This window comes from Steroidobacter sp., assembly GCF_016790065.1.
Classification (GTDB): Bacteria; Pseudomonadota; Gammaproteobacteria; order Steroidobacterales; family Steroidobacteraceae; genus Steroidobacter.
Genome location: NZ_JAEUPY010000035.1, coordinates 15,544 through 28,919, shown reverse-complemented (window position 1 = coordinate 28,919; position 13,376 = coordinate 15,544). Strand labels below are relative to the sequence as shown.

The following is a 13,376-nucleotide window of genomic DNA, read 5'->3' as shown; positions in this document are numbered from 1 at the left end:
ATCGACCGCGCGCCGTCACCATCGTTACGCGTGAGCGTCTCGATGAACAGAACATCAACACGGTGAATTCGGTGCTGGATCAATCGACCGGCGTCACAGTTGCCAGAGTCAACTTCGCCAATCAGCGCTACTACGCTCGCGGTTTCCAGATCGGAAGTTTGCAAGTCGACGGCGCGGCGCCCATCCCCACCGACGGTAGCGGCAGCGGATTCTTGAACATCGCGGATCTGTCGATGTACGAGCAGGTGGAAGTGATGCGCGGACCGGACGCGCTGTTCTCAGGCAACGGCGCTTCGGGTGGCTCGCTGCAGCTGGTGCGCAAGCGCCCCACCAAGGACACTCAGATGTCTTTGGCATTGCTCGCCGGAAGTTGGAGCCAATACCGCGCGGAAATAGATGCTTCCGGTCCGCTCGGTTGGGATGGTCGGCTGCGCGGTCGAGTGGTCTATGCGAAGGAGGACAGCGATTCTTATCTGAGCAACGGTGAAAGCCGCAGAGATCAGCTTTACGGCATCATCGAGGCTGATCTCAGTGACAGCACGCTGCTCGCGGTCGGTGGTACGTACGGCAACGCAGACAATCCTCAGGGATCGACCGGGCTGCCGTTATATGACGATGCTACCGATCCGCACTTACCTCGCTCGACCATCATCTCTCCCACCTGGGCGCGCCAGAAGCGGGACGCGGGCACGGCGTTCATTCAGTTCGAGCAGCGACTCGGCGAGTCGTGGAACTTGCGCGCCAATGCGATGAAGGTGCGAGTCGATACGGAAGGTTGGGGAGCATCCAGCTACAACCCGATCAATCGCCAGACCGGCCTGATTTCTTCAACCAGTAATGTCTCTGCTTCGGAGCAGGCGGAAGATCTGACGTTTCTGGATTTGACCTTGCGAGGCAAGTTCGAGCTGTTCGGGTATTCGCAGACGGTGGCTGTCGGTGTGGATGCGCAGGACATCCGTAACAAAGCCAAGATTTGGAGCTTTGCCAATTTCACCAACCTCAATCCGTTCACCTACGATCCGGATGCCGTGCCTCAGCCGGCGCGCGGCGTGATCCCGTCGACGTTGTATTCCTGGCCCATCAAACAGGATGGTGCCTATCTGAACTTGGTGTTGCAGGTGGCCGATCCGCTCAAAGTCATGGGCGGCGTCCGCTACAGCAACTACAAATATGACTTCGATCTGCAAGGCTTGAATACCACCACGGGCGCAGTGTCGTTTGGTTTCAGGACCAAGTACGAAGAGAGCGGCGTGCTGACGCCGTACGCCGGTCTCACGTATGAGTTGAATAGCAACTGGCTGCTCTACGGCAGCATCGCGGACCAGTACCAGTCGCAGGCCAGCAGTCTGCAAGGTCCATTGCCGGGAACACCGGTGGATCCCATCACCGGACGCAACGTGGAGTTCGGTATCAAAGGCGGATTGTGGGACGGCCGCGCTGCCACCCAACTCGCCATCTATCAGATCGATCGTCGCAACGAAGCGGTCCGGGACCTGACCTACGCGCAACAAGCCGGTCAGTTCGGCTCGCTATGTTGTTATCTCACGCGCGGCACGGTGCAAAGCCGCGGCGCCGATTTCGAGATCAACGGCAAGCTGCTCGCCAACTGGGATTTGTTCGTCGGCTACACCTTCAACGTCAACAAATACGAGTCCGGCTATGCCAACGGTCTGGGCCAGAAATACAACCCGCAAACGCCCAAGCACTTGCTGAAGTTGTGGACCACCTATGGGTTGCCACACAACGAGCAATGGAAATTCAGTCTTGGCGTCGTGGCGCAGTCGGAGAACTACGTCGACGGATCGTCGGTGGTCTATGCGGGCTCCAACCCGGTGGGAACGTCGTCCTTCCGGTTCACTGCAGGCGCCTACGCGATAGTTGGCGCGCGCGTGGCCTACGACATCAATCCAACCTGGTCGGTAGCGCTCAACGCCGACAATATTTTCGACAAGGTCTACTACAAGACCATCGGCGTGACTGGCTACGGCACCTGGTACGGGGACCCGAGAAGCTTCACTCTCTCGTTGCGCAGCCGGTGGTAATCATGCAAGAGCTCAAGTTCAGTCGCCTGATCACAGGCGCAACGGCGGCGCTCGGCCTGGTTTTGGCTGCGCCGTCTACGGCTTCGGCCGATCGCTTCGATGGCGTGCGGCAGACGATTCGTCAGCACATGCTCGAGCGCACGGTGCCGGGCGTGGCGGTGGCGGTGTGGAAGGACGGCAAGATTTTGCTGGAGGAAGGTTTCGGCTGGGCGGACTTGGAAAATCGTGTGCCGGCCAACCAGCACACCATGTTCGCACTGGCCTCGCTGTCGAAGCCGCTGACCAGCGTGGGTGTGATGACGCTGGTGCAGGCGGGCAAGCTCGACCTGGATCGACCGGCCAACGATTACCTCGGCGCGGATCAGATGAAAATCTGGATCGGCGATCCGCGGGCGGTGACGGTGCGGCGCTTGGCGAATCACACTTCGGGTGTGGCGTCGGGCAATCAGTTCCTGTACGGCGAGGATGCGCGCGACATGATGTCCGTGAGCGAGAACATCCGTCGTTACGCCATCGTCGCGGCGCCGGCGGGTGAGCGCCACTTGTACTCGAACATCGGCTATGGAGTGCTGGGGCATCTGATAGCTCAGGTGTCGGGCAAGAGTTATGAGCAGTACATGCGCCAGGACGTGTTTCTGCCGCTGGGCATGACCCATTCGTCGGTGTACCTCGCACCGGGACTGGAGCGATATCAGGCGATTCGTTACGACTTCGATCGCAAACCCATCCCGGACTATTTGTCCGCTGAACCCGCTTCGGCCATGGTGTTTTCCAGCGTGCATGACTTGGCACGCTTCGGGTTGTTTTTCCTCGGCCAGCGCCAGAGCGACCAGCGGGAGATCCTCAACGCGGCCTCGCGCGAGGCAATGTCTCGCGAGCCGATCAATACGAAGAGCATCCCCACTCGCCTGGCGACAAAAAGCGAGGGCGGTTACGCGTTGGGATGGGGTGTGCACGACGAAGGCGGTTATCGCACCATCGGTCATGCAGGCGCGATGTCGGGAGTGTCCACCAATTTTATCCTGGTGCCCGAAGAGAACGCCGGTGCAGTGGTGTTGACGAACACTGAAGGCGGCGCGGGGAGTCTGCATCTTGCTCTGCTCAAGAGTGTGTTGCCGAAGTGGCGCGAGTCGGCACCGCCGCCCGCCCCGGCGAGCGTTGCGAACCCCGCGTTTCAACCGCCTGCGCAATTGGCGGGCCGGTGGGAAGGTCGGGTCCACACTCCTGAAGGCGAGCAGCCCATCGAGTTGAATGTGTTGCCCACCGGCGATGTACACGTGCGCATCGGCGGCAACTCTCGCTTCCGTAATCGCAGCACTCTGCGCCAGCCTGCGTTGCTGAACGATGTGAAGTTCGAGAACGGTGAACTGACCGGCAACACGATTGCGCAGATTCAGACGGCGGACACTCGGCATCATCCACATTCGGTGTCGCTGCGGCTGACGCTGCGGGGCGATGTGCTCAACGGCGTCGCTGTGGCAGCGGAAGTGTATGAAGGGCTATGGGGCTATGGTTTGCCATATTGGACAGAGCTGCGCGCTGCTGCCGATCCCAAGCTTAGCGATGCGGTTGTTCGCTGATGTCGGTCAACTTGAGAGCGATGCACGGCGTGGCAATGCGTGCGCTGCTGAAGCGGAGCCTGGCGCTTTGCTACATGTTGGTCTTCTGGATGACGGCGTCGATCGCGAGTGCCCAAACACTCGCGATCGAATCCGCTGACCCGGCCCAATCGGTCATCTGGTCGAAGACGCTCGGTGAATGGCGGCGAATCATCGTGCGGCTGCCCGAGAGCTACAGCCGTTCCACACAGACTTACCCTGTCATCTACCTGCTCGACGGTGAAACGCATACCGCGCTCACCGCCGAGACGGTGGCTTTCATGGCGAGCAACGTTCTGATGCCCGAAGCCATCGTCGTTGGCATTCCCAACGGTGTGCTGTCGCGCAGTCACAATCTCACGCCGCCAAGTTCTGTAGCGGCGGAGATGAAAGATGCAGAGGGCGGCGCGAGTGAGTTCCTGAGCTTCATCGTGGATGAAGTTGCGCCGTGGATCGAGCAGCGTCATCGCACCGAGCCGTTCCGTATTCTCATTGGGCATTCCTATGGCGGATTGTTCGCGATGCATACGCTGCTGACGCGGCCCGATGCATTCAATGCATACCTCGCGCTCGATCCGTCGCTGTGGTACGACCGGCAGTCGTTTGTTACTTCGGTGCCCGCGGCGCTTCATAAGTTGCCACCCGGGCGCTTTCGTTACCTTTACACCGCGGGCATTGTCCCGAACCAAGCGCTCAAGACGTTCGATGCCTCTCTAGCTGCGAGTCCGCCTGCGAACATCGTGTTGCGGACTCGGCCGCCGCGCGCCAGCGAAGATCACAACTCGATGGTGCATCTGGCGATCTACGATGGACTGGAGCAGTTGTTCGCAGGCTGGTCGTTCAATGACGTGCTGACCGCGGCGATTGAGAAAAAACGCGATCCATACGATGCCATCCAGGCGCATTACCAGGCGCTGTTTGCAAAGTATGGGTTGCACATGAAGCTGCCGCAGAAGGCCTATCTGTGGGGCGGATATCAGTTCATTCCGACCGAGCAGCAGCCCAAGCGCAACCCGGCGCGCGCGGTCCAGATTCTGAGCGAGATGGGCGAAGTCTATCGCGATCAGAAATACCTCAATTTGTCTGCCGCGCTGGCGGCCGCAGGTCGTGTCGATGAGGCGCTGGCGCTGCTCGAGGAAGGCGCGGCGTATTTTTCGGCGCTACCCAACAAGAGCTTCGAGCACCTCACGGCCAGGGCGCGCATCAAAGAACTTCAGGACGCTCGGTCCAAGAAAAAGCGCGCGAAATAACTTCGAGATCCGCGCGAGCGGGTCCTCTTTTGGAGATCGTCATGAGAAATCTCTGCGTACTACTATTGTGCTTGGCTGGCGTCGCGCCAGCAGGCGCGGCTGACCGATTCGATGCGGTTGCCTCTTTCATCGAGGCACAGCGGGTCGAGGGCGATGTGGCCGGTGTCGCCGTCGCTGTCAGTCAGCGAGGCAAGATCGTTTGGGAGCGAGGCTTCGGCTGGGCCGATCGCGAGAATCGTATTCCGGCCACCGAGCACACGATGTTCTCGCTCGCCTCCATCTCCAAGCCCATCACTGCTACCGGCCTGATGACCTTGGTTCAGGCCGGCAAAGTAGATCTGGACAAACCGGTGAATGACTATCTCGGTAACGCGCAGCTTAAGGCGCGCGTCGGCGATGCACGCGACGCGACGGTGCGGCGAGTGGCCAATCATTCATCGGGCTTGCCGCTGCACTATCACTTGATTTTCAGCGATGAGTCTTATCGCAAGACATCTACCGACGAGACCATCGCTCGCTACGGCAACCTGATCACACCTCCGGGGGAGGCCGTGGAGTACTCGAATCTCGGCTACGGCGTGCTCGACTACGTCATTCGCCGAGCCTCTGGAACGGGTTTTGCGGAGTTCATGACCGCAAAAGTGTTCATGCCGTTGGGGCTCACGCGCATGGCTGTGGGCATCCCGCCGGGCATGGAAGCTTACGCTGCCGCGCGCTACAACCCGGATGGGGCGCGAATCCCAATGTATGACTCGGATCACCAAGGCGCCTCAGCGGTCTATGGCAGCGCTCATGACTTGGTGCGGTTCGCGATGTTTCATTTGAAAGATCATCGCTCCGACCAGCGGGCGATTCTTTCCGATGCTTCACTCGATGAGATGAAACGACTCACCGTGAACGATTCGGCGCGCTCTGGCTTCGGCGTCAGCTGGAAGATCGTGGATCGCGACAACGGCTATCGCACGGTGGAGCATGGCGGCGGCATGCCCGGTGTCGGCGCGGTACTGCTGATGATTCCCTCTGAAGATATCGCGGTCGCGGTATTGACCAATCACGAGAAGGGGCGCCACCGCGCTATCGCGGACAAGGTGCTGCAGACCTTGCTACCGAAGTGGCGGCCGCAGCCCAAGAAGGCAGAGGGCGACGGTCCTGCCTTCGTGCCGAGCGCTGAGCTGCAAGGCAAGTGGTCGGGCAACTTGCACACTTACAACTCGGAGATTCCCATCACCGTCGAGTTCTTGCCCTCAGGCGAAGTCCGCGCCGGGCTGCGCGACCAGTTTGTGAGCGTGATGCGACCTGTCTGGTTCAGCGACGGGGTGTTTCAGGGACATATGCTCGGCCAGCTCGACACTGACGATGCGCGCTGGAACGACCCGGGAATGCTCGAACTATCTCTGCGCTTGCGAGGCGATCGGCTCACCGGCGGTGCTGCCACCACATCGAACAGCTGGCGCGCAGGCGCACTGACCCATTGGGTGGAACTGCGGAAGAACTAATCACTCCTGCACGTGAGTGTTCGCCGTGTAGCTCAAGCTGACTCGCCAGCCGCGATCCTTGGAAGGCTCGGCCACCGAAGCATGGGCTTCCGAGGTCTTGCCGCTCCAGAACGCGACCAGTGTGTCGACGCGCGATAGCGTGGCGCCGGCGTCAGTCATTTTTTTGCGATGGGCGGCGGATGCGAAATCGTAGGACGGGGCGCCACGCTCGCGAGTGACGCGTTGTTTGATGGTGGTGTACAGGGCAGCAGCGTCGGCTTCGTTCTTGGCCTCGAAGACATAGCCGCCGCGAAACAGTTTGCCGCCGTCGCAGGCATAAACGGCCAATGCGTCACGATCGAACTCGCGCACCCGGAAAGCGAATTGATAACCGGAAGGGAGTTTGCCTTCGAACGAGGCCGAGCCGCGGCCGGCTTCGATGACGGCGATCCGATCGCAGGGCGTGCCGAACTCTAGCGCGCGAAAATCAGCGGCGGAGGCGGGGCCCATCAATAGGGCGGCGGCGGTGAAAACGACGGGAATAAACAGGGATTTGGCGGACACGGCGGGCTCGGCAGGCTGGCTAACGGAACGGCGGTAAAGGCGGCAATTTACCATCCGGCAGGCCGCCTGCCCGACGGAATGTGCATTCCGTCACTTTCCGACCCTCCCTTAAGGTCCGGTGGCGGTCCCATCGGCGCCGGCCGGGCATACAATCCGGCCCATGAACAAAGAAGCGGCACTGGCAAGCCTGGGTCTACAGGGAACTGAAGATCACGCCACCGTGGCGCGGGTCTATGGCGAACGGTTGGCCGTCGTGCAGGAGCGGCTGATTGCGGCGCAGACCGATGCTGACCGTAACACTCAAGGTGCCAAGCTCGCCGAGCTGAGCCAGGCCTACGAGATGGTCACGGGTACGGGCCGTTATACAAATTCCAACGACGCCAGCGCGACCGTCGCGCGTTCGGGCACGACCATGACGCCCGCGCCGTCGGGCGATACGTTCATGCGCATGGAGACCGGCGCCGTGATTGCCGATCGCCTGGAGATCGGGCATCTGCTCGGCCAAGGCGGCATGGGCAACGTGTACGCCGCTCGCGATCGTCTCAAGCAGGAAGACGTCGCCATCAAGGTGCTGCGTCAGGATTTGCAGTTCAGTGTCGCTGCCAAGGATCGTTTCCTGGCCGAAGCCAAGATGTCCTGCAGCTTGTCTCATCCAAACATCGTGCGCGTGCATGACGTCGGCATCAGCGGCGGGCTGTATTACTTCTCCATGGAGCGTTTAAAAGGTCACACGCTGCGCCAGCGGATGGAACAGTACCGGCAGCAGAATCGTGTATTCAGCGTCGCCGAAGTGAGCGACATCGCCAAGCAGCTGATCGACGCGCTGCGTTACGCGCATCGTTACATCGTGCATCGAGACATCAAACCGGAAAACATTTGGTTGGCCGAGGACGGCACAGTCAAGCTCATGGACTTCGGTATCGCGCGCGCCTTCAGCAATTCACAGCTGACGCAGACAGGCATGGCGTTGGGCACGGCCTATTACATGTCGCCGGAGCAACGTATCGGTTCGAAGGACGTCGACTGGCGCACCGATCAATATGCGCTCGGCGTCGTGCTGTATGAGTTGTCTGCTGGCACCTTGCCCACCGGCGCGGTGCAATCCATCGAAACCATTCGCCGCGATCTGCCAAAGCGCTACGCTGCTGCGTTGATGCGAGCGATGGCCGTGATGCCGGAGGATCGGTTCCAGTCGTTGCACGAAATGTTGGCCGAAATCGAAGCGCCGCCGGCCAAGAAGTTTCGTTATGGCAGTTTGATATTGATCGGCGCCGGGCTTGCGGCCGCGGCTGCGGGCGCGTTCGTGATTTTGAATCAGCAGGCGCAGGCACCGAAGCCTGCCGCTGTGGCTGCTGCGCCGGCCGCGGGAACGTCTGGAACTGCGGGCGGTACGGATGAAGCGGGTGGCGATGGGTCCAATGGTTCGACGCCAGTCGAGCCGCCGCCGGAAGCGACGCCGTCAGTGGCGGCGCTTGTTCCCGAGCCTGAACCCGAAGTCGAGCAACCGACGCAGACGGCCTCTGTGCAGTCCGAAGTCGATGCGATCAGTGCGACTCCTCTGCCTGCACCGACTGAGCAAACGGAGCCGAAGCCGCAACGCGTGGCGAAGGTGACTACGCCGAGTGCATCGTCTTCATCGACGTCGTTCCCGTCGTCCGCCGGTGGTGGTCTCGACGCGCGTCGCAAGCAATGTGTCGCTCAGTGCGAGCGTGATGACGGCGAGTGCAAGAGCCTCAGTCGTCGGGGCAAGCAGGAGTGCATGAAAGCGGTGGCGTTCGGCGCGAATTCGACTCGGATTACCACGACCAATCCGGCCGCAACCAGCTGTGCCTTCTTCGGTCAGTCCCGCTGCGAATATTCGCTGGACCGCGATGCTTGTCTTACTCGGATGACGTTGCGATACAAGACCTGCGTCGATGTGATCGGTGGCTCGGTGGCTTCGCGTCGTCAGGATTGCGACGAGCGTGCGCACGAGTCCGATCAAATGTGCCTGGACGCGCTACGTGAGTGCCGGGCGTCCTGCGAATAGGCCGCTCTCAGCCGACGACGCTCTTCAGATAACGAAACAACAGCGGATGCCCAGCCTGTAGCGCCTTGCGCTGGGCCAGTTCCTCGTCCTTCTTCTGCGCGCGCCGCGCTTCGAGCCAGCGATGCACGCAGCGGTAATGCTCCTCTCCCGGCGACTCGCCGAGAGCGAGGTCGATGCCCATCTGCCGAGCGAGGCCGGGTTCACGCAGCAGCATCCACGCCGGAAAGTCTTCGGGCTTGAGCGCTGAGTCTTCCAAGTCCTCATCGGCCAGATCGTCCTCCGCGGCCAGAAATTCCCGCCACGACTTGCCGATGCCGGCGTCCGGATGCTGAGGCTTACTCAGAGCATCGGTGGCCAAAGACGGCTCGTGCCAACACAACGCGAACCAACCGGTCAGCGATTCGACGCGTCGATGTTGAAACGCGCCGCTGTGGGCGAGTTGTAAACACAGCGCCGGTTGTTGTTGCCAATTCGGTTCGCTGAACACGCAAGCGCTGACGCCGGCCCAGTCCTGCGCCTGGCTGAGCGCAAAGCTGCGATGAAAATGCGGTTCGTCGGCGGAGTAGGGCTGGTCTTGTAGCGCTTCGGCCAGCTGTCGCCATAGCGGCGTCAACAACTCCCGCCATTGCGAGCCGAGCAGTCGCTTGGCAATCGGCCCGGTGTCGAGCAGCAGATCGAGCTGTTGTCGCGCATCTTCGATCGCATGATCGAGGCGCGAGGCGACGGCGACCAGACGATCGTAGCCGGCCAGATCGGAATGATTGGGCGCGATTTCATACAGACGGTCGAGCTGTCGCTGCGCATCGGCGATATTGGTTGCCGCCAAGGCGCGTGCGATACCGTTGGTCAGCGCGGCGACCGGATTGTCGAAAAACAAATCCATCTGCGGCGCTTGCTGAGCCGGAATGAATCGACCCGCGATCAGTCGATGCAACTCGGTCTGCGCGCTGATGCGCAAAGGTTTGTTGCTTGCCGGCGAGTCCGAATGCCAGGGCGTGAACTCCTGCGGCTGTTCGACGAGGCCGATGCTACGCGCGTAGCTCACCGAACTTTCGATCTGGCCGCGAATCTTGTCCGGGCTGCCCATCAGCACGCCGTCCAGAAATTCGATTTCCTGACGGCGCCAGCTTTCGTAATCGCTATAGGCCAGCCGGCCGGTGGCCAGCAGCAGTTCCAGCACGGTGAACGCGCCTTGTTCCAGCAATTGATCGTCGACCTGCTTTTGCAGGCTGCTATCGATTTTGATCATACGAGTTGAAGGTCAGGGCGCGAACAACATTTCCAGATCGGCCGCATCCAATTGCAGCGGTGCCGCGTTCTTTTCGGTGTACAGCTGATTGGCCAGTGCATGCTTCTGCTCTTGCAGCCGCACGATGCGCTCTTCTACCGTACCTTGAGCGATAAGCTTATAAACGAACACCGGCTTGTGCTGGCCGATGCGATGGGCGCGATCGGTGGCTTGCGCTTCCACGGCCGGATTCCACCACGGATCGTAATGAATGACCGTGTCCGCGGCAGTGAGATTCAAGCCGGTGCCGCCGGCTTTGAGACTGATCAAGAACAACGGCACCGTGCCGCCCTGGAACTTCTCGATCAGTGGCGTGCGTTCGCGCGTCTCGCCGGTGAGCAACAGATACGGAATGCCGAGTTCCTGCACTTGCTCTTCGATCAGCGCCAGCATCGAAGTGAACTGCGAGAACAGCAGGATACGCCGGCCTTCCTCGATCATTTCCGGCAGCGCGTTGCTCAGCCAGTCCATCTTGGCCGAGGGCACTGTTTCGTCGGTGGGTTCGGCTGATGCCACGAGTCGTGGATCGCAGCAGGCTTGTCGGAGCTTGAGCAGCGCGTCGAGCACGGTGATCTGGCTGCGAGCCAAGCCGCGTTCTTCGATGGTCTCACGCACGCGACGGTGCGAGGCGAGACGGACGCCGTCGTAAAAGTCGCGTTGTTTCTCGTCGAGCGCAATGGTCTCGATGATCTGGGTCTTTTCCGGCAACTCCGGCGCCACGGCATCTTTGGTCCGCCGTAGCATGAACGGAGCAATGCGTCGGCTGAGTGCCAACGCTCGCTCGCGATCGTTATTCTTTTCGATGGCAGTTCGATACTGGCGTTGAAACTCGCGTTCGTCGCCGAGCAGCGCCGGCTGCAGGAAGTCGACCAGCGACCACAGCTCGCCCAAGTGGTTTTCCATGGGCGTGCCGGTGAGACAGAGCCGATGCTCGGACTGCAGCGCCCGGGCCGCTTGAGAGACTTTGGCGCGCGGATTCTTGATGACCTGCGCTTCGTCCATCACGACCAGGTAGAACTCGTGCGACGTGAGTACTTCGCTGTCGAGTTGCAGCAGCGGGTACGCGGTGATGACCACGTCGGCCTTGGCAATCTGAGGGAACAACTCCTTGCGGCGCGAGCCGTGCAGCGTGAGTTGTTTCAAATGCGGCGCGAACTGTTGGATCTCACGCTGCCAATTGCCGATGACGCTCACCGGCGCCACGATCAGCGACGGCTTGGTGAGTCGGCCGGCTTCTTTCTCCAGCGCCAGGTGCGCCAGCGTTTGCACCGTTTTGCCCAAGCCCATGTCGTCCGCAAGAATGCCGCCCAGGCGGCAGCGTCGCAGGAACTGCAGCCAACCCAAGCCTTCTTGTTGATACGGGCGCAGCGTCGCCTTGAATTGCTCTGGCGGTTGCAGCGGCTCGATGGCAGTGAAGTTGCGCAGCTCTTCCACGGACTGCAGGAATGCAGTGTCCGGCGAGCGCAGCTTCGGCGCTTCCGGATCCGCAGTCAGCTGTGCCAGTCGACTCGCTTGCGTAACCGGCAGCGACAACGTTTGCTGTTTGGTCAGCGCGTCGTGATCGAACAGTTCGACCAACGTATCGGCGATGCGTTTGATCCGATCGATGGGCACGGGCAGATAGCGGCCATCGGGAATCTGTACGAACAGTTGTTCGCCGATGCGATGTACGCCGGCCTCGCCAGTGCCGAGCGCGCCTTGCAGATAGTCGACTAGCGCCGGCAGCAAGTTCACTTGCACGCCGTCGATCACGATGCCGAGCTTCAGGTCGAACCATTCCTTGTCGCGGCCGGTGTCGGCGTCGACATACCAATCGCTACTTTCGACCAGCCGATAGGGGAAGTCGTCGGCAACGACTACGTCCCAGCCTTCGGCGCGCAGCTCGGCAATGGTGTTGTGTGCGAAGCCGAGCCAGAACTCGCGGCCTTGCGGGCTGTTAGCGAGGGCCGCATCCAATCGTTGTTGGAGCTGGCGCTCGGTTACCAGGTCGCGCGGGATTTCATAAAGCCGATTGTCTTTAAAGATACGGACTTTGCGGTCGCCGCCACGCAGGGAACGGCTGTAGACCGGCAGTCCGTTATAAACAAAGTACAGCGTGGCGATGGGATCTTCGGCCAGATACAGCTGCGCGGTCAGTTTGCGAAGCTTCTGCGCTTGGGCGACGAGCGCGCGAGGCTTCGGCAAAGGTGCGCCGGTGCTTTCGATTTCTTCGGTCACCGTCGGTACTTGTTCGGGCGTGACCGGCGGCGCATTGAAGAAGCGGCGAAACAATTCGATGTCACAAGGCAAGGTCACCGCGCCGATTTCGTTGCTGCCCGGGTCGACATACATGGCGACGTCCAGATCGAAGAACGTAGCGACGCGTTTGTCCTCTGACACTTCGCATTGCAGATACTGTTCGCCGTTTTCCAGCAGCTGCCAGGAGATGCGAGCGGGGCGCGCTTTGCCCAGCTTCAACGAGGTGCCGTCGAGGGTTTGCCAGCGGGCACGGCCGGTGGCAATGGCGTCATTCAAAACCGTGGTGCCGGCGGTGTCGCGCAGGATCCAGGGACCGTCGGTTCGCTGGGTCAGCAGCTGCTGCAGAATTTGACGATCGGCCGAATCGACATAACGCGGGAACTCGTTACCTCGCGGTACGAAGATACTGGTGCCGCCGCGGGCCAGCCGGTTCGAGCCGGGAGGCGCCTGGCCGACCCAAGTCGCTAGTTGCAACTCGCCGGCTGCGGTTGCTTGTAACAAGTAATAAAGCCGTTGCTGTAGCTGAGGTCCGGTCGATGCGGAAGTGGCACGCTGTAATGATGCAGCGGGACGCGGTGTCGCAACGCTCGGTGCATTGGTGACAGCGGCGATCTCGACAGCTGCGATATGCACGCAGGGACTCGGCCGCCCACAGCTGCACTCCGCTTCGGCGATTTGCCGGTCGGTGGCGGACTGATGCCGGAGGTAAACGCGATGGCGTGCGTTGGCTTCTGCAACCTGCCCGGTGACGACCGAGCCGGATTGCACGATGCGCAGCTCGCTGACAGCGCCATCGCGCGCCAACTGCTGTGCGGCCAAGAACAGGTCATCGCCTAAGGTGACCTGTAGCCGGCGCAAAGACGGAGACTCACTCATCTCGCAGGAGGGCGGC

The 13,376-nt window shown here is 61.0% G+C and carries 8 protein-coding genes; 5 read left to right on the top strand and 3 right to left on the bottom strand.

Annotated elements, in window-relative coordinates:
- The 4 genes from JNL55_RS01420 to JNL55_RS01405 all read left to right on the top strand — a co-directional run.
- Positions 1-2,042 (top strand): TonB-dependent siderophore receptor (locus JNL55_RS01420; RefSeq protein WP_293848484.1); only part of this gene is annotated, 2,042 nt, incomplete at its 5' end.
- Between the two features lie 2 nt (positions 2,043-2,044).
- The gene (locus JNL55_RS01415) at positions 2,045-3,622 is read left to right on the top strand and encodes a serine hydrolase domain-containing protein (RefSeq protein ID WP_293848483.1); all 1,578 of its coding nucleotides are present in this window, start codon (positions 2,045-2,047) and stop codon (positions 3,620-3,622) included.
- A 20-nt stretch (positions 3,623-3,642) separates the two neighbouring features.
- Complete coding sequence (locus JNL55_RS01410) at positions 3,643-4,890, top strand: alpha/beta hydrolase (RefSeq protein ID WP_293848482.1); 1,248 nt, start codon at positions 3,643-3,645, stop codon at positions 4,888-4,890.
- A 41-nt stretch (positions 4,891-4,931) separates the two neighbouring features.
- Positions 4,932-6,386, top strand: a complete 1,455-nt coding sequence (locus tag JNL55_RS01405; protein WP_293848481.1) for a serine hydrolase domain-containing protein — start codon at positions 4,932-4,934, stop codon at positions 6,384-6,386.
- Here the strand turns inward: JNL55_RS01405 and JNL55_RS01400 are convergent, their stop codons facing one another.
- Positions 6,387-6,929, bottom strand: a complete 543-nt coding sequence (locus JNL55_RS01400) for a hypothetical protein (RefSeq protein WP_293848480.1) — start codon at positions 6,927-6,929, stop codon at positions 6,387-6,389.
- A 160-nt stretch (positions 6,930-7,089) separates the two neighbouring features.
- Between JNL55_RS01400 and JNL55_RS01395 the strand changes: the two genes are divergently transcribed.
- Complete coding sequence (locus JNL55_RS01395) at positions 7,090-8,958, top strand: serine/threonine-protein kinase (RefSeq protein ID WP_293848479.1); 1,869 nt, start codon at positions 7,090-7,092, stop codon at positions 8,956-8,958.
- A 7-nt stretch (positions 8,959-8,965) separates the two neighbouring features.
- Here the strand turns inward: JNL55_RS01395 and JNL55_RS01390 are convergent, their stop codons facing one another.
- The gene (locus tag JNL55_RS01390; protein ID WP_293848478.1) at positions 8,966-10,207 is read right to left on the bottom strand and encodes a hypothetical protein; all 1,242 of its coding nucleotides are present in this window, start codon (positions 10,205-10,207) and stop codon (positions 8,966-8,968) included.
- 12 nt (positions 10,208-10,219) lie between these two features.
- A complete protein-coding gene (locus JNL55_RS01385) occupies positions 10,220-13,360 on the bottom strand; it encodes a DEAD/DEAH box helicase (protein WP_293848477.1) in 3,141 nt (1,046 codons plus the stop codon).
- Positions 13,361-13,376 lie beyond the last annotated feature (16 nt).